The organism is Streptomyces sp. NPDC107538 (assembly GCF_055657445.1).
In genome coordinates, this window is the sequence record NZ_JBVKAY010000003.1 from 392,746 (window position 1) to 411,841 (window position 19,096).

A 19,096-nucleotide genomic window follows, 5' to 3' on the forward strand; every position below is an offset into this window, starting at 1 on the left:
CTCCCCGTCGCGGGTGAGCCCTCCGACCCGGCGGGAGACGAACGGCCCGCCGGGCAATCGAGGGTGGCTGCGGATTGAGCTAGGCCGAGGGCTCGGGGGTTTCGGGGGAGGGCGGCAGAGGATCGGCGACGAAAGTCCCCAGCCCGACCTCGCCCCGTGTCCATCCCTGCTCCCGCACATGCCGCATCGCCTTCGCCGCCGTCGCGTTCACCACGCCGAACTCCTGGGCGATTTCCAGGGTGGAGGGCACGCGGCTTCCCGGCGGATACGTGCCGTTCTTGATGCGCCGGATGATCTCCGCTGCGATCTGCCGCCACAGCGGGCGTGTGCGGTCAAGCTCCATGACGTCAGCGTGGGTGACCACAGCATTCCGCGCATCCGTGGTTATCTGCGGTTATCCACGCTATCTTGGGTACGCAACGCAAAGCGGCCCCGACGGGAAGCGGCTACTTCCCTACCGGGGCCTCAGCCGACTGATTGGAAGTCGACCTATGCGCAGCCTACTGGCCGCGATTCTGGCCCTGTTCCTGCCCGCCCGGGGTGCCCATCGCGGCGCAGCGCCGCCGCCACTGCCCCTGACCTCCTGTCCGCCCGCTCCGGAACCCCCGCCCGTGATCACACGCCTGTCCCCGGCGGACGTCATCACCGTCGACGCCATGCCCCTGGTCCGTCCGTATGTCGTCGAATGGGAACGCGAGCGGGACGAACAGGATCACCGGCGTCGCCTTCAGCGCGAGCGGCGCCGGGCGGCGGTCCTGGCGACGCTGGGGCAGGACTACGTTCCGGTTCCGTGGGAGGTCGCCGTATGAGCACGAGTACGCCGCGTCTGCGCAGTCTCGGTCTTGACCCTGCCACCGGCAAGGAGGCCCTGGCGGTCACGCGCCCCGGCGGCCGTCTTGAGGAGCTGGCCGACATGCACGCGCTGAAGGCCGCCGCTGTCCTGGTGACGGTGGTCGGCGCCGTACTGGAGATGGGGAAGGCGTCGGACGCCGAACTCGCTGCCTTCGTAACGCCGTTGCATGCCGCGCTCGAAGAATGCGTCGGCATCATGGCGACCGACAAGGAGTGACGGCGTAGCGGCAAGTCGGCCGCAGGGCCGGTGGTGCCTTCTGCTCTCCCCCGCCGTCGCCCGCTCCACCGCGCTGCTCGACAGCGAGGACGAGGACGACCAGGAGACGGCGGAGGGCTTCCGCGCCGACCTCGACGACTACGTCAGGAAGTACGGCTTCCTCGCGCAGATCGTCCCCTACGGCGGCCTGGCGGATGATCCGCCGCGAGGAGGGGCTGGACGACGACATCTGATGCGTGTGCCCCGGCTGGATATGCTGGCCGGGGCATCCCTTGGAGGACATCGTGAGCACACAGCGCGACCACGACACAGAGCTGATCCCGCGCCCCGCGCGGACCCCCGAGGCCCTCCGGGCCGCCCTTGCAGCCATCGCGCCGGAGCGGCTGCCGGAAATGGACGCCGATCAGCGCAAGGCCGTCGCCGCCGCCATCGAGCAGAGCAGCATCAAGCCCCTCCAGCTCTTCATGATCGCGTGGGCCGCCAACATCGAAATCGAGCGGTTTCCCGAGGCGGCGCGTGAGCTGCGCCGCGCCGAGTACATGGCCAACGCCGCCGAGACTCTTGAAGAAAGCCGCCGCTACGTAAGGATCTCCGGCGACATCATCCGCGCCGCGTACAAGGCGGTGTCCGAGTGACCTGGAGATGGGAGTACGACCCTAGCGAGGAGTACGTGACCGGCGGAGCTCCGCCGGCCTTCATCGCCGAGGTCGAGAAGAAAGCCGACGAGTTGATCCGCGCCGCTGAAGCTCTCTACCTCGACGGCACGAGGTACGAAGGCATGGGGCCGAAGAGCGAAACCGTGGATGTCCCCGGAGGCATGTTCGTCTTCCTGATCGTCCCCCGGTTTGAGTGCGGCTACGTCCTCCAGGTCACCTGGATCTGACCCCAGCAGGTGGCCCCCGGCTCTTCGGAGCGGGGGCGTTTTGCTGTCTCGGCTGACCGTGCAAGACGTGAGGGCCCAGCCGCCCGCGCGACTGGGCCGGACCCACCGGCGAGCAGTCCCGCACCTGCCGCGCCCAGGCGGCCCGGTGCCGCGCCGAACTCGGCCAGGTCACCGACGCGCTCGCCGCGCTCCAGGGTGTGCTGAACGTCGTGCGGGCCGTCGACAGCGACGTGAGCGAGGAAGCCGTGGAGCTGCGGCACAACATCGGGATGCTGCTGCTCGCCCAGGGCCGGGCCGCCGAAGCCCGGCACATCCTCGAACCGCTCCACCAGGACATGTGTATGGTGTTCGGCCCGGAGGACGAGATGACCGTCGAGATCGCCGAGGCGCTCGCCGTGATCCGCCTCGACCTCGACGGTTCGGCTTCCTGACCCGCTTCAGGTAGATCCTGCTGTCAGACCGGGGCACCCCCGGCAAGTATCCCCATTCCACTCCGCAGCGGGGCCCGGCTCTTCGTGTGCGTCTCCGGGGTGACCGTCCGACGACCGAGGCACAACATCCTCTGGAAACTCGCCTGTTGCACCTGTGGCCCTCATGGACACGTAGGGGCAGAAGCTACGGAAGGAAGCCATGCCCATCGACACCGAGGCCCAGTTCACGGACGTGTACCGGGCGCACTACGCGGACGTGCTGAGGTTCGTACGCCGTCGCGCCCATCCCATGAACGTCGACGACATCGTCGGGGAGACGTTCCTCGCGGCCTGGCGCAGGCGCCGTGAACTCCCCGACGACCCCCGGCCCTGGCTGTTCGGCACCGCCCGCAAGGTGATGCTCAACGACAGCCGGGGCATGCGCCGGCACACCGCGCTCGCCGTCCGCGTCCAGCAGGCCGCCGAGACCGGCGGCCGCACCCGGGCCGCCGACCCGGCCACGCTGGTGGACGGCCGGATGGACCTCGCCGCCGCCTGGGGTGCGCTCGCCCCGGCCGACCAGGAGGTCCTGGCCCTCCAGGTGTGGGAGCGGCTCTCCGCCAAGGACGCCGCCAAGGTCCTCGGCTGCACCCGCGCCGCGTACGCCATGCGCCTGACCCGCGCCAAGCGCCGCCTCGCCGCCCGCCTCGGCACGGCCGCCGCCGGTGCGCCCGCCCTCGCCACGACGTTCTGACCCTTCCGGACAGGAGCCCCGAGCCATGAACAAGAACACGCACGGCACCCCCGCCCCGCAGGACACCCTGCTGTTCCGCCTCGCCCCCCTCGACGCCGCGCCCCTCACCGAGCAGACCGCCGCCGAGATCGACCGTGAGGAGACCCTGCTGCGGACGGTCCTCGCCGACACCGGGCCCGCCCGCGCCTCGGCCCGCCCCGTCGGCCGCGCCCCCCTCGTCCGCCGGGTCACCTTCACCCTGGCGGGTGCCCTCGCGGCGGGCCTCGCCGTGCTGACCGCCACCGGCGGCCTGTCCGGCATCCCGGGCCTCGGCGACCAAGGCCCCCTGTCCTCCGCCGAGTTGGCCAGCTGGACCGGTACGCCCCGCAGCCTGGACCCGTCCGGCGCCGAGGGCTCGGCCGCCGAGAAGGAGTGCCTGGACGCGACGGAGGACTACGGCTCGGGGCCCGCCGACATCAGCAACGCGGACATCCGGGGCAGCGTGGCCTCGATGATCGTCAGCCGGGGCGGCGACGCGGTGTACTGCCTGGCCGGCGCGGACGGCGGCGGGATCACGATGGCCGTCTCCCCGGTGCTCGACCTCCCCGCCGACGGCATCGAACTCGACACCTACGGTGCCCGAGGCGAGGACGACGCCCTGCTCAACTACGCGCTGGGGTCGGTCGGTTCGGACGTCGAGAAGGTCACCGTCCGCGACAGCGGCCACACCGTCCACGCGACGGTCGAGAACGGCCGCTGGACCGCCTGGTGGCCCCGGGGCGACCGCTACGGCCTGCTCACCGGCACGGTCACCCTCACTCTCACCGACGGCACGACCCGCACGATCAAGAGCCCGGAACTGCCGTAACCGGACCCTCAGAGAGAGTGACGGGGGTCACGCCCGGCTCGTGTCACATCCGAACAGGCGGCGTCCGTCCTTGTGTTGTCACCGCATACGACGACCGCATACGAGGACCGCGTACGAGGACCGCGTACGACGACCTCGTACGACGACACAAGGAGCCCGTCATGGAAGCCCGTCTGAACCTGCTCGGCAACCCGCTCACCGGCAAGCTCGTCAAGCACCTCGTCGGCGCGAGCAAGGTGGTCGACGAGGCCGGACTGCCGCTCAGCACCCAGGAGTTGGTGCGGATCCGGGCCAGCCAGATCAACGGCTGCGGATACTGCCTCGACATGCACACCAAGGAGGCCGAGCACGCGGGCGAGACCGCCCAGCGGCTGCACCTGGTCGCCACCTGGCGTGAGGCCAAGGTCTTCACCGAGGCCGAGCGCGCCGCCCTGGAGCTGGCCGAGCAGGGCACCCGGATCGCCGACGCGGCCGGCGGCGTCCCGGACGCGGTCTGGGAGAACGCGGCCAAGCACTACGACGAGAACCAGCTCCTCGCCCTGGTGGCCCTCATCGCCCTCATCAACACCTTCAACCGGCTGAACGTGATGGTGCAGCAGCCGGCGGGCGACTACAAGGTGGGCATGCTCGGCTGACAGGCCCGCGAACGACGTACCCCCGGACCGCGACGGCGGCCCGGGGGTACGTCGTCGGCGCCTGTCAGTCGGCGCCTGTCAGTCGGCGCCTGTCAGTCGGCGCCTGTCGGTCGGCGCCTGTCAGCCGCGGCGGCACCTGCCGACATCGATCCGCACGATCTGCGGGTCGTGGTCGCTCGCCTGGTCCGCGAACTCGGCGTTGATGTGCACCACGTCGTAGTCGAAGTGGGTGACGGCCGGGCTGGTCAGGATGTGGTCCAGGGTCTGCGAGTTGCCCTCGTAGACGTAGGTGTAGCGCTGGGCGGCCGGGAGCGTCTTGATCAGCGGGTTCAGGACCCTGCCGGCGGTGAGCGCGGTCATCGTCTCGGAGAACTCGAAGTCGTTGAGGTCGCCGAGGACGACGGCCTTGGCGTTCCGGTCGGCCTTGAGCAGGTCCTTGACGAAGGTGTTGACCTCGGCGGCCTGCTCGTGGCGCTTGGTCTCGGAGCTGCGGCTCGGCTCCTGGTAACGGCCGTGCAGGGGCTGGTCGCCGCCCTTGGAGCCGAAGTGGTTGGCGATGACGAAGACCTGCTCGCCATGGAAGACGAACTCGCCGACCAGCGGCTTGCGGCTGCTGTCCCACGCGTCGCTGGTGGGATCGATCCGGCCGGGGCTGTGGCTGAGCCGGACACCCTTGCGGGTCTTCACCACGCTGGTGGCCGTGGTGGCCGTGGCGGGCGTGGAGGCGCCGCCGGTCCGGTCGGTGAAGGAGACCCGCTTGGGGTTGAACAGGAACACCTGGCGGATGTTGCCGCCGGGCTCGCCGCCGTCCTGGTTGTTCTCGGGGGCGACGTAACGCCACTGGTAGCGGGGGCCGCCGGCCGCGCGGACGGCGTCGGTGAACCGGGTCAGCGTGGCCTCGGAGGTCACCGTCCCGTCGTTCGTCGCGCCGTTGTCGTCCTGGATCTCCTCCAGGGCGACGATGTCGGGCGAGGCGAGGCTGACCGCGACGCCCTCGGCGAGCCGGTCGAACTTCTCCTGCCCGTCGAGCGCGTCCAGGTTCTCCACGTTGTACGTGGCGACCGCCAGCTCGTCGCCCTTCTGCCGCCGGGTCCTCTCGGCCTTCAGCCCGTTGTCGACGAGCGTGCCGAGCTGGGTGGCCTGGAGGTTGTAGCCGCCGAAGGAGGAGTAGTCGAGCGGCCCGGCGGTCGTGCCGGACAGCTCGTCGCCGACGTTCGCCTGCGGGAAGGCCGTGGCGGTGTCGAGCGACATCACCTTCATCCGGCCGGTGCCCGGCTGGTCGTAGGAGGAGTAGAGCGTGCCGCCGCGCGGGGTCGGGCTCTCCTTGGGCTTCACCGTCACCCACACCTCGTCGTACTCCGTGGTCGCGCCGACCACCCGGGTGTCGGAGGCCTGCACCCGGGTGCCCTCCAGCGCCTCGTAGAAGTCGAGGGCGTACACGGCCGGTTCGAGCGGCAGCGCGTCGATGCTGCCGCCGCCGGCCGTGGGCACGTACGCGTCCGGCACGCTCGCCGCGTCCAGCGTGACGGCCGCCGGCAGCGCGTTGCCGCCGGACAGCACGGTCGCGGTCGGCCCGGTGATCTCGGTGACGGACTGGCTGGTGCTGCTCGGGTAGTACTCGGTGACCTTGCCGCTCACCAGCACCGAGTCCCCGACCGCCACGGCCGGGTCCGCCGACCCGGTGTAGACGAAGACACCCTCGCTCGTCCGCGGGTCGCTGTCGGCCTGCGGGTCCTGGATCCAGTACCCCTTCGAGCCGGACTTCCGTACGCCGGTCACGATGCCGGGGACCCGGGTGACCGTCTGTCCGGTGAGCGGCGACAGCCGGGTGGTGCCCTGGATGTCGTGCACGCGGAGCGAACCGGGCTCGGTGGACCCACCGCCGCCCCCGCCCCCGTCCCCATCGCCGTCACCCGAACCCGGCGTCTCACCGGCCGAGTTGACGGGGGAGGGCGTACCGGAGGTGAGGTCGGCCGCGTTGTCGTCGGTGTCCGCGAGGGAGGCGGCGCGGGCGACGGAGGAGGTGTTGGAGGCGCCGGTCGCGGGGCCGGAACCCTCCCGGACGACCGCGCTGCCGTACCCGACGAGGTCCACGACGTTCGTGTCAGCCGCGCAGTCGGCGGCGGTCTTGCAGGTCAGCGCGGTGGTCCCGGCGACCAGAGCGATGGTCCCACTCGTGGCGCTCATCGCGATCGACCCGGTGGCGTCGGCGGTCGGCAGGGCCGTCGTCCCGCCGGTGCCCGCCGCCTCGGCTATCAGATACCGGCCGCCGGGCGCGATCGCCCCGCTGAGCGCGGTCACCTGCCACTGCGAGGACGCCGAGGGCGACCCGGGCAGGTACTGCACGCTGTACCCCGACAGGTCGTACGCGGCCGAACCGGCGTTCTCCAGCTCGACGAAGTCCCGGACCAGGGTCGCCCCCGAGTTCCCCCCGCCGCCGTACACCTCCCCGACCACCGCGCTCGCCGACGGCGCGGCGAACGCGGCGGGCAGCACACCGAACGCGAGCGCCCCGGCCGCGCCCACGGATATCAGCGGAGAGGCGACGCGGCGCGCACGGGCGCCGCGTTCTGCGGTTCTGTCAGATCTGTCGGAGCGGTCGGAGCGGTCGGATTGGTCGGACATGGCCACGGTTGAGGGTCTCCTCGTACATCGGGCATCGGGTATGCCGAAGCGATGGTGGACTCAACGTGGGGGGTGGAGTCGGCTCAAGTTACGCGCGTAGAGGGGGAGTCGCCAAGAGGCGGCAGGTTAATTCCCGGGAACGAAGGGGTGGGGCCGGCCCCGGGCGGGCCCTACGCCCCGTCCCGCTGCGCGAACTGAAGGGAGAGGGCCCGCAGGACGTCGGCGGTCGTCGTGTCGGCCCGCCCCTCGTCGTGCACTTCGGCGAGATGGGCGAAGGCGTAGGAGAAGCAGTGGGCCAAGGTCACGATCGCCGGCGCCAGGGCCTCCGTGATGATGTGTGTGGTCTCCTGGGCGGAGGCGTCGGCGGGCAGTTCGATCTTGGGCAGGGTCTCCACGAGCAGCGCGGAGACCGCGCCCGTCAACGCCACCTCGACACCAGGGTTCTCGCGAGCCTGCCGCCGCACCTCGACCGCCTCGGTGAGAATGCCGACGACTCGCTGCATGATCTCGGATCGCTCCATGGGGGGAGCTTAGGCTTTCGAGAGCGGAGTGAGCGGAGTGAGCGCAGTGGTGGCCCCGCTACGACGGCATCCCGTAGGCCGCCACCATCACCTTCATGGCCACCGGGTTCATGTCCTTCCCCTTGGCGTCGGTGGAGTTGACGCTGTAGACGAGGGTGCGGGCGCCGTCGCGGGTGGAGGCGATGGCGGTGTTGTAGCCCCAGCGACCGCCCGTCTTCCCCCACACCTCCCGCCCGCCGAGCACCTTCCGGGCGAGGCCGACGGCGTACTCGGCCGGCTTGCCGTTGGTGAAGTCGTCCACCTCGGGCACGGTGAACATCTCGTCCAGCACCGGCCCGCGCGGCACGACCCGCCCCCGGAACAGTGCCTTCGTGAACCGCTCCAGATCGGCCGTGGTCGAGATGAGATCCCCGGCCGCCCACCCGTCCGTCACACCCCACACGGTGACGTCCCGCAGCCCGGTCGTCCCGTCGTCGAGCGTCATCCGCTGATAGCCGTGGTTGTGCGGGCCGACGATCCGCGCGTCCGTCCCCGGCAGGTACGTGTCCCGCAGCCCGAGCGGCTTCAGCACACGCCGGGTGACCTGGCCCTCGTAGGAGTCCCCGGTGACCCGCTCGACGATCAGCGCGGCGACCGTGTACCCGATGTTCAGGTAGTGCTGCCGCTCGCCCGGCGCGAACTCCGGCTTCTTCGCCGTCGCCGACCGCACCATCGCGGCCGGGTCATGGATCACGAAACGGTTCGCGTACGCCCCCTCGACGGTCGTCCAGGGGAAGTCCGGCGCCGGGATGCCGTGCGTGTGGTTGAGCAACTGCCGCACGGTGACACCGTCGTACGACGCCGGAATCAGCTCCGGCAGATACGAACGGGCGCTCCGGTCCAGGTCGACCTTCCCCTCGGCGGCCAGCTGCAGCACCACGGCCGCCGTGAACACCTTGGTCACGGACCCGGCCCGGAACCGGGCCTTCGGGTCGGCCGCCCGGTTGCTGGTGAGGTCGTGCACACCCGAACCGCCCCGCCACACCCCCTCGCTCCCGCCGACCCGGACGAGCGCGGCGGTCGTGTCGGCGGAGGGCAGGCCGGAGACGGCGGTTTTCAGGGCGGCGGCCACGTCGGGGTCGATCTCCGACCGGTCCGAGGCGACCGCGCGGGGCGGCGCGGCGGACGCGGTGGCCGGCAGGGCCGTGGACCCCGCGGCCACCCCGAGAACGAGGGCGGCGGCGAGCAGCGTACGCGTGGAACTCTTCATGGTCGGCATGGGTAACCCCGTTGGTGTGAGCCGGTGTTGTGGTCGACTCCATCCTTCTGACCGGCGGCCCCGCACGGATCGCCCACACAGGCGGTGTTGGGGGAGCCGGTGGGGTCAGTCCCTCGCCGACGCGGGGGAGGCTCCGGCCCGGCGGCCTCCCCCGGCCGGGGGACCCCCGACCTCCGGGGACGGGTCCCCCGCCGAGATCAGCCCCGTCTCGTACGCGCAGATCACCGCCTGGATACGGTCCCGAAGGCCGAGCTTGGCGAGCACGTTGCCGACATGGGTCTTCACCGTGTGGTCGCTGACGACCAGTTCGGCGGCGATCTCGGCGTTCGACAGCCCCCGCGCGAGCAGCAGCAACGTCTCGCGCTCCCGCCCGGTCAGCACGTCGAGCCGGGGGTCGGGCCGCCGGGCCGGGGTGGGCGCGGGCCGCGTGTACTGCTCCACCAGCCGCCGGGCCACGGAGGGCGCCAGCAGCGAGTCACCGCGCGCCACCACCCGCACGGCGTGCACGAGATCGTCCCGCCGGACGTCCTTGAGCAGGAACCCGCTGGCCCCCGCGTGCAGCGCCTCGTACACGTACTCGTCGGAGTCGAAGGTCGTGAGCATCACGACCCGGCACCCGCCGCTCCCCCCGACCCCTCCGCCGATGCCGCCGATGCCGCCGATACCGCCGATGCCGCCGATGCCGCCGATGCCGATGTCACCGATGGCCCGGCAGGCGGCTATCCCGTCCATCCGGGGCATCCGGATGTCGAGCAGCGCCACATCCGCGCGATGCTCCCGCACCGCCGCCACGGCCTCGGCGCCGTCCCCCACCTCCGCGACCACCTCGATGTCCGGCTGGACGTCGAGGATCAACGCGAACCCACTGCGCACCAGCTCCTGGTCGTCGGCCACGACCACCCGGATCACCTCACCGGTCATGCCCCCGCCTCCGCCCCGGCCACCACACCACTGGCCGCCGCACCCGGTACGGGTATCCGCACCCGCACCTCGAACCCCCGCCCGCCGGGCCCCGCCCCGATCTCGGCCGTACCCCCGTGCGCGGCGGCCCGCTCCCGCACCCCGACAAGCCCGTGCCCGTGCCCGTGCCCATGCCCGTGCCCGGAGCCGGGGGAGCCGCCCCTGCCGTACCCGGCGCGCGGCCCGCGCCCGTCGTCCAGCACCCGCACAGCCAAGTCAGTCCCCCCATACGTAAGTTGGACGCTCACGTTACGGGCGCCCGCATGCCTGACCGTATTGGTCAGCGCCTCCTGGACCACCCGGAACACGGTCGCCCCGACGGCCCCCGGCAGCCCCCGCTCCACCCCCACCACCTCGTACCCGACCACCAGCCCACTGCCCCGCACCCGATCGAACAGAGCGGGCAACTCCCGTACGCCGGGCTGAGGTTGCAGAGGCGAGCCACTCTCAGTCGCCCCTTCCTCCTGCCCCTCCCCCTCCCCCTCCCCCTCGCGGAGGAGGCCGAGCATCCGCCGCAACTGAACCATGGCGTCCCGCCCGGTCTCGGAGATGGCGTCGAAGGCGGCCTCGGCGCGCTCCGGGGCGGTCCGCACGGCCACGGGCCCGGCCTCCGCCTGCACGATCATCAGACTGACGGCGTGGGAGAGGATGTCGTGCATCTCCCGTGCGATCCGGGCCCGTTCGCGCGCGGCGGCCCGCTCGGCCTCCACGAGGTGGGCGCGCTGGCGGGCGTCGGTGAGCCGCCCGAAGACGTAGGCGGCGGCGAACACGAAGGCGGAGAAGGTCAGTTCACGCGCTGACCGGGTGTTGAGCCACACCCCCACGGGCACCGCGACGCACACCAGCACCCCGCTGACCAGCCGGATCCGCGGCGGCGACAGCACGGCGATCGTGTAGACGACGACAAGCCCGTTGTACGGCAACGGCTGCCCCGGCCCGTCCAGCGCCAGCTTGTACACCATGCTGGTCACCAGCACCGCCAGCAGCACAACGAACGGCGCCCGCCGCCGCCACACCAGCGGCACCACGGTCAACGTCATCAGCCCGTACGCCGCCCACGTCACCGGCGCCAGCCCCGCCGCCCGAGGCACCACGAACGGCATCGTCATGGCCCCCTGCACCAACAACGCGCCCCCGACATCCACCACCCAGGGATACCCATCAGCAAGTCCCCGCCCCCGGGCCCACCAGCCTCGCACTCCCCGTATGCCGTTCACGAGGCCCCACGGTAACGGGCCGGGCGACCCCAACTTGCTTGCGCAGCAAGGCTTCTGGATCCCCGTTCTCCCGGAAACGCCACGGCGGCATGCGCATCCTCCCCGCTGCGCAGGCCGCTGCCCCGCTCAGGCAAGAGGCCCCTGGCCGCTACAAGTTGAGCGTTTGTGAAGAAACGGGGCGCACCGTCCGCCGCCCCTCCCGGAGCCACCGACCCGCAGGCATCATGGCGACCGAGGGGCCAAAACCGAGGGACCAGGACCGAGGAGCCAGGACCGAGGGGTCAAGGCCTCAGGGTCAAGCCGAGGCCAAGGGGGCAGCCATGAGGAACGAACCGTACTCGGCCATCCTGCTCAAGTTCGGTGTCCTGGTCGGCCTGTTGTACATGCCGGTCCTCGTCCTTCACCTGGGCACCTGGCTCCCGTTCGCCGGAGCCTCCGCCTACCTCCTCTGGGAACTCCGCCGCCTCCACAACGCGTTCGACGCGCTCTCCGCCGCCCGGAGCGAGCGGCAACAGGACGCCGTCCAGCAGGAGTCGGCCCCCAGCGAGCCCCTCAGGCACTGAGCGCGCCTCAGCGGGCGGGCGCCGGCGGCGGTGCCGTACTCAGCCGCCGTACGAGCCGCGTGGGAACGAGCGTCGTCCCATGCTCCTCGCTCTCCTCCTCCCCTTCCCCTTCCCCGTCCTCTTCCTCCCGCCCACCCTCCCGCATCTTCCGGAGCACCCCGTCCACACACAGCCGCCCCACCTCCGCGAAGTCCTGGTGGACGGTGGTGAGGGGCGGCAGGAAGGACGCGGCCTCGGGGATGTCGTCGAAGCCGACGACACTGACGTCCTCGGGGACCCGACGCCCCCGCTCGTTCAGGGCCCGCAACAACCCCAGCGCCATCTGGTCGTTCGCGACGAACACGGCCGTACAGTCCGCCTCCTCGGCGATCCGCAGCCCGGCCCGGTACCCGGACTCCGCCGACCAGTCCCCGCGCACCAGCGCCGGCACCTCCGCGACGCCCGCCTCCTCCAGCGTCTCCCGCCACGCGTTCGCCCGCCGCTGCGCCGCGAACGAGCCCTCCGGCCCGGCCAGATGCCACACCGTCCCGTGCCCCAGCTCCAGCAGATGCCGTACGGCGTCCCGCGCGCCCCCGGCCTGGTCGGTGTCGACGACGGTGTACCGGTCCCCGGCGTCCGAGTCGGCCACCACGACCTGCACCCCGGGCGGCACGGACACGGTCGCCGCGTCCAGCAGATGGACCTCCATGATCACGATGACCGCGTCCACGGCCAGCTCCCCGAGCCGCGAGAACGCCCCGTTCACCTCGTCCTGCGTCGGCACGGCGACGGGCAGCAGCGTGACGGCGTACCCCTCCCGCGCGGCGGACGTGGCGATCGCGTCGAGCGTGCGGATGTTCCCGAGGGTGGAGAGCGAGAAGGTGATCACGCCGAGCGTCCGGAACTCCCCGCGCCGGAGCGCCCGCGCCGCGCTGTTGGGCCGGTACCCCAGCTCCCGCATCGCGTCGAGGACCTGCCGCCGGGTGTCCTCGTTGACCCCGGCGAACCCGTTGGAGACGCGGGAGACGGTCTGGGCGGAGACCCCGGCGAGGCGCGCGACATCCCCCATGGAGGGTCCCTGCCGGGGCCGGGCCGTACGTCTGCGCGCGACACGCCCGTCGGTCACGTCCACCTGGGTTCCCCCGACTCTTCCGCCTGGCCCGGAACTACTTGCTGATCCCTGACGAGTCCTTGACCGCCGCGATTCGGACAGTGTAGACATCCGCCTCAGTGGATGTTTACGTAAACATTCACTGCGACAAACCCTACGAGAGCACTACGAACCCTGGCAATCAGGCGCCCACCACGCACGACGCACGACGCACGACGCTGAAGGCATCGCACCGCACTGAACGCCGGCCCCGATCTCCGTGTACGTCCGCCGGGACGCGGCACACGGAAGAGTTGGAGTACTCGAATGGCACACCGCACCCGTACGAACCGCACTCGTACGAGACGGCTCTTCGGGGCCATCGGCATCACGGCCCTGGCCACCGGCACGGCCATGGCCACGACCTCCCTGCCGATGGCGCACGCCGACACGACGGCCGCCGCTGCCACCGCGGTGACGGTGAGCCCCGACCCCTCCTACATGGGCGACAGCTTCGAGGGCTGGGGCACCAGCCTGGTCTGGTTCGCCAACGCCACCGGCGACTACCCGGCGCCGATCCGCGAGAAGCTCGCGAACCTCCTCTTCGGCGAGGACGGCCTCAACCTCAACATCGCCCGCTACAACATCGGCGGCGGCAACGCCCCCGACGTCAAGGACTACCTGCGGGCCGGCGGCGCGGTCGAGGGCTGGTGGAAGGCCCCGGCGGGCACCACCCGCGAGGACGTCGACTGGTGGAGCGCGGACGACGAGAACGACTGGAACAAGAACGCCGACGCCACCCAGCGCTGGTGGGTCGACCGCATCAAGAAGGACATCACGCACTGGGAGACCTTCAGCAACTCCCCGCCGTGGTTCATGACGGAGAGCGGCTACGTCTCCGGCAACTTCGACGCGTCGAAGGACCAGCTGAAGGAGGAGTCGGTCGAGGACTTCGCCAAGTACCTGGTCGGCGCCACGGAGCGCCTGGAGAAGGCGCACGGCATCAGGGTCGACACCCTCGACCCGTTCAACGAGCCCAACACCAACTACTGGGGCACCAAGCTCGGCGCCGACGGCCAGCCGACCGGCGGCCGCCAGGAGGGCGCCCACATAGGCCCGGAGCTCCAGCAGAAGGTCATCAAGGCGCTGGGCCCGGTCCTGGACGACTCCCGCACCCGCGCGGAGATCTCCGCGATGGACGAGACGAACCCGGGCACGTTCGCCACGAACTGGAACTCCTACCCCCAGGAGGTCCGTGACCTGGTCGACCAGATGAACGTCCACACCTACGGCACCAGCCAGCGCACCACGGTCCGCGACCTCGCCAAGGGCGCCGACAAGCCGCTGTGGATGAGCGAGGTCGAGGGCGACTGGGGCGACGGCCAGAGCTTCACCGACATGCGCCCCGGCCTGGGCCTCGCCCAGCGCATGGTGGACGACCTCCGCGAACTGGAGCCCAAGGCCTGGGTGTTCTGGCAGCCGGTCGAGGACTACGACAACATGAAGCCGGGCGGCGAGTCCGCCAAGGGCGGCAACTGGGGCTCGATCCAGCTCTCCTTCTCCTGCGGGAAGTCGGACACCCTCGCCACCTGCCCCATCTACACGAACACGAAGTTCGACACCGCCCGTAACTTCACGCACTACATCAAGCCGGGCGACAACCTGATCAAGACCAACGACGAGTCGAGCACGGCCGCGGTCTCGAAGCACGGCAACCGGGCGACGATCGTCCACGTCAACAGCACCACCGAGTCCCGCGCGGTGACGCTGGACCTCTCGAAGTTCGGCGACATCTCCAAGCACGCGAAGGTGACCCCGGTGGTCACGGACGCGGCCGGCAAGCTGATCCAGCAGAAGGCGGTCGACGTCACCGACAAGCAGGCCACGATCACGGTCCCGGCCCAGTCGGTGACCTCGTTCCTGGTCAAGGGCGTCTCGGGCGTGTCGGCCAAGGCCGAACTCCAGGACGACCACACCTACACCCTCACGGGCTTCCAGAGCAGCAAGAACCTGGCCATCGCCGCCGACGGCAAGAGCCTCAACATCAAGACCCCGAGCACCGCTCCCGGCTCCGGCCAGCAGTGGACGGTGGACCGCATCGGCGAGGCGGTTCCCGACAACCGCGCCCGCTACGCCCTCACCGAGCCCACCTCGGGCAAGCGCCTCGCCATCCGCAACGGCTCCCTGGTCGCGGAGCCCGACACCGGCACCCGCGACAAGGCCGCCCAGTGGATCCTCTCCACCACAGGCGACAAGACCTGGACCCTGGTGAACGTGGCGACGGGCCAACTCCCCGACGTCTACGGCCAGTCCACGAATGACGGCGCCGGCGTCGGAGTCTGGACCCCGAACTCGGGCTACAACCAGCGCTGGAAGCTGACGGACGTGACGCCGGCGACCACGTCGTAATCGTCGAAGGCACAGGCCCCACGCGGAAGCCCCAGGCAGCCATGCTGCCTGGGGCTTCTTCCGTACCGACGACAGTCAGCCACGATGGCGGGTGCGCCGACTGATCAGGCGCGCGCATCTCGGAGTCCCCGCTGACATCGAGCGCGCTCTGCGGTCCGTCGCGACGTAGGCGGAGCCGAGTCCCGCCTGCGATACATTCGATCATGTACAGTGATATACTGGCTGATGTATACGGAGGTGGGCTCATGAGCAGAACCGTCATCGATCTCGACGACGACGCGCTGGACGCCGCAGCGAAGGAACTGGGCACTTCCACGAAGCGGGACACCATCAACACCGCCCTGCGTGAGATCGTCGCACGCAACCGTCGCTTGCGTGCCGTGCATGAGCTGCAGGATCTCGCGGATGAAGGCGCCCTCGACATCGCATTCCTCCTGGACAAGCGCAACTATCGAGGTGGTTCCGCCCGGTGAGCGTTGCCGACTACCTCATCGATACGTCCGCCCTGGCTCGCGTTCTGCTGCGTCAGGCAACCGAAGAGTGGGAGCAGAGGATGGGCGCCGGTCTGATCGCCCTGTGCGACCTCACCGAACTGGAAGTCCTCTACTCCGTACGTTCCGCGAAAGACCGCGAGGCCGTCCAGGAACGGCTGAACCAGTTCACCTGGTGCCCCATGCCCGACGGCGTCTACCGGCGTGCCCGCGTCGTCCAGCGCGAGCTCACCGCCAAGGGGGAGCACCGCAGCGCCGGAGCCGTCGACCTCCTCGTGGCCGCAGCCGCAGAAGAAGCAGGACTCATGCTGCTGCACTACGACCGCGACTTCGAAACCATCGCCCGCACCACCGGGCAGCCGGTCCGAACGGTCGACCTCAAGTAGCCGGCCGGCTCCCCGATCCACCGCCACCGCAGACACGCCGACCTCCGCCGTACCGATGGCGAGCACCGAGGTACCAGGTGACCAGCGGTATTCGACCGTGCTCGAAACGCCTGGTGCCGGTCGGGAGACGCCACTGACCATGAGGGTGTCGCGGGAACGACAGTTCCTGCCACACCCAAGGGAGAGACGCGTGAATCCACTGAGCTCGCGGAAATCGTCGAGCATGCGCTGTGCCTCGCTCGCACTCGGACTGGTCGCCGCGTCCGTGTTCACCACGGCTATGGCCTCGCCGTCGATCGCCGCGCCGGCCCAGACCGCCTCGTCCGCGCAGACGGCGGACGCCAAGGTGGAGCAGCAGATCGAGGACCTGCTGCGCCAGAACGAGGGCGCCGAGCGGGTGGGCAAGGACCGGGTACGGCTGGAGCCGGGCGTCGAGCTGACCGTCGCCCCGTCCACCCGCGCAGCCGCCGGCCTGGGCGACTGCAGGCCCGGCTACGCCTGTGTATGGCAACACAGCAACTACACCGGCAACCGCCTGGACTTCTACTACTACCGCTCCTACGAACTCGCCAGCTACCCCATGCCCGGCGGCGGCACCTGGCAGGACCAGGTCAGCTCCTTCTTCAACAACCAGACCGGAGGCGCCTGGATGGTCGGCAAGAACTGGCTCACCGAGGGCGGCAGCAGCGGCTGGGAGTGGATCTTCGGCGGCCCGGGCGCATACGCCGAACCCCAGGTAAGCGCCAACGACCGAGCCGACCTGATCCAGCTGTACGCGTAACCCAGAACCGCGCCGCCGCCAGCCCGAACCAGGCCACAGCCCCGACCGGGCCGGATCGGCGATCGCACCACGACCACGGGCCTCGGCCCGTCAGCCCCCGAGCCGGACAACTTCAGCACACCAGCCCGAAACACGCGGCGTGGCACCGGCAGGGTGCGGCGCCGCGTTCCGCGTTGCCGCCGATGGACCATGCCGCGGAGGGCGCGTAGCCGCGATACCGCTTCGCGGCGCGGGACGGCACGGTCACAGGAAGGCCATCGCCGCCATGCGGACCGATACGTCTTGAATTCGGGCCGAGATGCATCCGATGCAAGTACCGATGTTCGGAGAACCGGACTAACCGCCAGCTGAAGGCGATTCCGTGGCCGTGCGTGCGGCGGCTTCCTAAATGCGGGCTCGCCGGATCACCCGCTTGGGTCCGATGCCGACGTGCTCGGCGAACAGTCGCTGCAGCTGGCGCGCGCTCATGTCGGCGATCGCTGTGAGCTGGGACACCCGTAGAACAGAAGGGTCGGTGCTGATCGTTTCGACCAGCCTGGCGGCTTTGTCGATGGCAGGGTCAGGAGTGGGCCCGAAGCCGCGCACGAGCGCGGCTGCCAGTTCTAGCGCGGTGGGCACGAAGGGTTCGGCGATGATGGCGTCTGCTGCTGCCCGCGCCGCCGAGCCGAAGATCTCTTCGACGTCCAGGACTCGGTCGGTAAGGGTGGACACCGGGGCGGTGAGGAAGGGGCGGAAGCCGCCGGGTCGGAATCGCAGGGCAAGTACCCGGCCGGTGCCTGAGATCTCTCGGGTGCACGTGTCGCTCACGATGCCTGTGATCTGGGCCTGCCCGCCGGTGGTGAAGGTGAGGTGGACCACCCCGGCGCGCGGTCGAGCCGGAACCGCTCAGCCGCGGTGTGCGGGTCGAGGATGGCCCGTTGTCGCGTTTGTTCAATACCCGTCATCGTCGTCCTGTCTACCGTGCCTGATGTCAAACGGGGAAGGGATGGCATGGAAACGAGATTTGTGATGGCCCGGGCCTCGGAAGCGGCGGTGGACATCGTGCGCGGGATCGGGCCGGACGAGTTCGGCGGAAGCACACCGTGCCCGGAGATGAAGGTCGGGGCACTCGTGAATCACCTGATCTTCTTTACCGGCGTGCGGGGCCACGCGGCGGGACTGAAGCAGCCTCCACAAGCCCAGCCGGATGAAGTGGCGGAGGGGCATGATTTCACCGCGGAGCCGGATTGGGCCGAGGCGTATGCCGCCCGGTCGGCGGCGGCCGCCGCTGTCTGGAGCGATCCGCAGGCGTGGGTCGGCGAGACGGTGCTGACTGGGAGCGGGCGGATGCCGGCCCGCTTCATCGGTGGGATCGTGCTGGGCGAGTGGCTGCTGCACGGCTGGGACCTGGCGGTGGCGACCGAGCAGAAGCTGAACGTGGATGAGGAACTCGCGGCGGCGCTGTACGAGGACATCGCCGGCAAGGCCGAGATGGCCAGGCAGTACGGGGTGTTCGGCCCCGAAGTCAGCGTGCCTACGACTGCGCCGCTGTTCGACCGCGCTCTGGGACTGGCGGGCCGCGACCCGTCGTGGAAACGCCGAGCCTGACCGCATGTGAACGCACGTGTGCCCAGGTGCCCAGGTGCCCAGGGATCGGATCGGAGCCTGGGTAGTCGTCGGAGGGCGGGTGGACGCTCGGCGACAGCCGGTCGGCCGGCAAAACGCGCATGGTGTTCTTTCCCGAGCCGGGCGGGCCGGTGAGGACGATCACCTTGCCGGGCGTTGGAAGCGACGCCGCACGGGTGGGCGGCTGGTCCATACGGCGATCTCTTCGCTGCGTTCGGCCAGGTGATGCTGTCCATGGACACGCTGGCCGCGCTGTGCGACATCCTCGGCTGCACCCCTAACGATCTGATCGAAGTACAGGTCGCGAACGCGCAGGTCCGCAAGCCCGCGGAAGGCACGCCGACACCACCACCGCCAGTTCGGCGCAGCACTATCCGACGCCCCGATTCGACATGAGTCGGCCAGAGCCGCCAGCCGTGGTCCGTGCCCGCGTTGTCGCGTATCTGAAGCGGGCGGTTCCGGAACTCACCGTGGAGGAAACCGAGCAGGCGCTGGCCACTGTCAATGCGCACCGCCACGTCGGCCTCCACCGCTTGGATGACCACCTGCGCCAGCATCCGGACGCGTTGAGCTCGGGTGACGCGGATGTGCCCCCTTCTTTGCACCGCCTTCT

23 protein-coding genes and 1 pseudogene are annotated in these 19,096 nt (G+C 70.4%); 15 read left to right on the forward strand and 9 right to left on the reverse strand.

What is annotated here, in order from left to right; genetic code table 11:
* Positions 1–79: 79 nt before the first annotated feature.
* On the reverse strand, positions 80–343 hold the full coding sequence (locus ACZ7MG_RS12220; RefSeq protein WP_471382158.1) for a GntR family transcriptional regulator: 264 nt from the start codon (positions 341–343) through the stop codon (positions 80–82).
* A 268-nt stretch (positions 344–611) separates the two neighbouring features.
* Between ACZ7MG_RS12220 and ACZ7MG_RS12225 the strand changes: the two genes are divergently transcribed.
* Positions 612–809: a hypothetical protein gene (locus ACZ7MG_RS12225; protein WP_471382157.1), complete on the forward strand. Its 198-nt coding sequence runs from the start codon at positions 612–614 to the stop codon at positions 807–809.
* Positions 806–1,069 (forward strand): hypothetical protein, encoded by a 264-nt coding sequence (locus ACZ7MG_RS12230; protein ID WP_471382155.1) that lies wholly within the window; start codon positions 806–808, stop codon positions 1,067–1,069. Before ACZ7MG_RS12225 ends, ACZ7MG_RS12230 begins: the two co-directional genes overlap by 4 nt.
* On the opposite strand, the gene ACZ7MG_RS12235 is transcribed toward ACZ7MG_RS12230, so the two are convergent.
* The gene (locus ACZ7MG_RS12235; RefSeq protein ID WP_471382153.1) at positions 1,047–1,298 is read right to left on the reverse strand and encodes a hypothetical protein; all 252 of its coding nucleotides are present in this window, start codon (positions 1,296–1,298) and stop codon (positions 1,047–1,049) included. The genes ACZ7MG_RS12230 and ACZ7MG_RS12235 overlap by 23 nt on opposite strands.
* 55 nt (positions 1,299–1,353) lie before the next feature.
* Here ACZ7MG_RS12235 and ACZ7MG_RS12240 point away from each other — a divergent pair, with 55 nt between their 5' ends.
* The 6 genes and pseudogenes from ACZ7MG_RS12240 to ACZ7MG_RS12265 all read left to right on the forward strand — a co-directional run bounded on the left by ACZ7MG_RS12240 (position 1,354) and on the right by ACZ7MG_RS12265 (position 4,598).
* The gene (locus ACZ7MG_RS12240; protein ID WP_471382151.1) at positions 1,354–1,704 is read left to right on the forward strand and encodes a hypothetical protein; all 351 of its coding nucleotides are present in this window, start codon (positions 1,354–1,356) and stop codon (positions 1,702–1,704) included.
* Positions 1,701–1,952, forward strand: a complete 252-nt coding sequence (locus ACZ7MG_RS12245) for a hypothetical protein (RefSeq protein ID WP_471382149.1) — start codon at positions 1,701–1,703, stop codon at positions 1,950–1,952. Before ACZ7MG_RS12240 ends, ACZ7MG_RS12245 begins: the two co-directional genes overlap by 4 nt.
* Before the next feature lie 95 nt (positions 1,953–2,047).
* A pseudogene (locus tag ACZ7MG_RS12250) lies at positions 2,048–2,383 on the forward strand (tetratricopeptide repeat protein); the annotation flags it as partial.
* 199 nt (positions 2,384–2,582) lie between these two features.
* A complete protein-coding gene (locus ACZ7MG_RS12255) occupies positions 2,583–3,116 on the forward strand; it encodes an RNA polymerase sigma factor (RefSeq protein ID WP_471382147.1) in 534 nt (177 codons plus the stop codon).
* A gap of 25 nt (positions 3,117–3,141) precedes the next feature.
* The gene (locus ACZ7MG_RS12260; RefSeq protein WP_471382144.1) at positions 3,142–3,963 is read left to right on the forward strand and encodes a hypothetical protein; all 822 of its coding nucleotides are present in this window, start codon (positions 3,142–3,144) and stop codon (positions 3,961–3,963) included.
* A 161-nt stretch (positions 3,964–4,124) separates the two neighbouring features.
* Positions 4,125–4,598: a carboxymuconolactone decarboxylase family protein gene (locus ACZ7MG_RS12265; protein WP_471382142.1), complete on the forward strand. Its 474-nt coding sequence runs from the start codon at positions 4,125–4,127 to the stop codon at positions 4,596–4,598.
* Between the two features lie 120 nt (positions 4,599–4,718).
* Here ACZ7MG_RS12265 and ACZ7MG_RS12270 read toward each other — a convergent pair whose 3' ends face one another.
* The 5 genes from ACZ7MG_RS12270 to ACZ7MG_RS12290 form a co-directional block, all read right to left on the reverse strand.
* A complete protein-coding gene (locus tag ACZ7MG_RS12270) occupies positions 4,719–7,223 on the reverse strand; it encodes an endonuclease/exonuclease/phosphatase family protein (protein WP_471382140.1) in 2,505 nt (834 codons plus the stop codon).
* Between the two features lie 170 nt (positions 7,224–7,393).
* Positions 7,394–7,744 carry a hypothetical protein gene (locus ACZ7MG_RS12275; RefSeq protein ID WP_471382137.1) on the reverse strand — a complete coding sequence of 117 codons (351 nt, stop codon included), beginning with the start codon at positions 7,742–7,744 and terminating at the stop codon, positions 7,394–7,396.
* A gap of 58 nt (positions 7,745–7,802) precedes the next feature.
* Positions 7,803–8,993: a serine hydrolase domain-containing protein gene (locus ACZ7MG_RS12280; RefSeq protein WP_471382134.1), complete on the reverse strand. Its 1,191-nt coding sequence runs from the start codon at positions 8,991–8,993 to the stop codon at positions 7,803–7,805.
* Between the two features lie 114 nt (positions 8,994–9,107).
* On the reverse strand, positions 9,108–9,923 hold the full coding sequence (locus ACZ7MG_RS12285; protein WP_471382131.1) for a response regulator: 816 nt from the start codon (positions 9,921–9,923) through the stop codon (positions 9,108–9,110).
* Entirely contained in the window at positions 9,920–11,161 is a 1,242-nt protein-coding gene (locus ACZ7MG_RS12290; protein ID WP_471382948.1) for a sensor histidine kinase, read from the reverse strand. Before ACZ7MG_RS12290 ends, ACZ7MG_RS12285 begins: the two co-directional genes overlap by 4 nt.
* A 338-nt stretch (positions 11,162–11,499) precedes the next feature.
* On the opposite strand from ACZ7MG_RS12290, the gene ACZ7MG_RS12295 reads away from it, so the two are divergent.
* Complete coding sequence (locus tag ACZ7MG_RS12295) at positions 11,500–11,742, forward strand: hypothetical protein (protein WP_471382129.1); 243 nt, start codon at positions 11,500–11,502, stop codon at positions 11,740–11,742.
* A gap of 7 nt (positions 11,743–11,749) precedes the next feature.
* Here ACZ7MG_RS12295 and ACZ7MG_RS12300 read toward each other — a convergent pair whose 3' ends face one another.
* Entirely contained in the window at positions 11,750–12,790 is a 1,041-nt protein-coding gene (locus tag ACZ7MG_RS12300) for a LacI family DNA-binding transcriptional regulator (RefSeq protein WP_471382126.1), read from the reverse strand.
* Between the two features lie 348 nt (positions 12,791–13,138).
* On the opposite strand from ACZ7MG_RS12300, the gene ACZ7MG_RS12305 reads away from it, so the two are divergent.
* From ACZ7MG_RS12305 to ACZ7MG_RS12320, 4 genes are all read left to right on the forward strand, one after another.
* Complete coding sequence (locus ACZ7MG_RS12305; protein WP_471382123.1) at positions 13,139–15,220, forward strand: RICIN domain-containing protein; 2,082 nt, start codon at positions 13,139–13,141, stop codon at positions 15,218–15,220.
* 245 nt (positions 15,221–15,465) lie between these two features.
* Positions 15,466–15,693: a type II toxin-antitoxin system VapB family antitoxin gene (locus ACZ7MG_RS12310; RefSeq protein WP_471382121.1), complete on the forward strand. Its 228-nt coding sequence runs from the start codon at positions 15,466–15,468 to the stop codon at positions 15,691–15,693.
* Entirely contained in the window at positions 15,690–16,097 is a 408-nt protein-coding gene (locus ACZ7MG_RS12315; protein WP_471382118.1) for a PIN domain-containing protein, read from the forward strand. The genes ACZ7MG_RS12310 and ACZ7MG_RS12315 overlap by 4 nt, the downstream gene beginning before the upstream one ends.
* A gap of 190 nt (positions 16,098–16,287) precedes the next feature.
* A complete protein-coding gene (locus ACZ7MG_RS12320) occupies positions 16,288–16,878 on the forward strand; it encodes a peptidase inhibitor family I36 protein (RefSeq protein ID WP_471382115.1) in 591 nt (196 codons plus the stop codon).
* A gap of 384 nt (positions 16,879–17,262) precedes the next feature.
* On the opposite strand, the gene ACZ7MG_RS12325 is transcribed toward ACZ7MG_RS12320, so the two are convergent.
* On the reverse strand, positions 17,263–17,736 hold the full coding sequence (locus ACZ7MG_RS12325) for a DUF6597 domain-containing transcriptional factor (protein ID WP_471382112.1): 474 nt from the start codon (positions 17,734–17,736) through the stop codon (positions 17,263–17,265).
* Between the two features lie 132 nt (positions 17,737–17,868).
* On the opposite strand from ACZ7MG_RS12325, the gene ACZ7MG_RS12330 reads away from it, so the two are divergent.
* Positions 17,869–18,465: a TIGR03086 family metal-binding protein gene (locus tag ACZ7MG_RS12330; protein WP_471382109.1), complete on the forward strand. Its 597-nt coding sequence runs from the start codon at positions 17,869–17,871 to the stop codon at positions 18,463–18,465.
* A gap of 252 nt (positions 18,466–18,717) precedes the next feature.
* The gene (locus ACZ7MG_RS12335; RefSeq protein WP_471382106.1) at positions 18,718–18,879 is read left to right on the forward strand and encodes a helix-turn-helix domain-containing protein; all 162 of its coding nucleotides are present in this window, start codon (positions 18,718–18,720) and stop codon (positions 18,877–18,879) included.
* Positions 18,880–19,096: the final 217 nt, after the last annotated feature.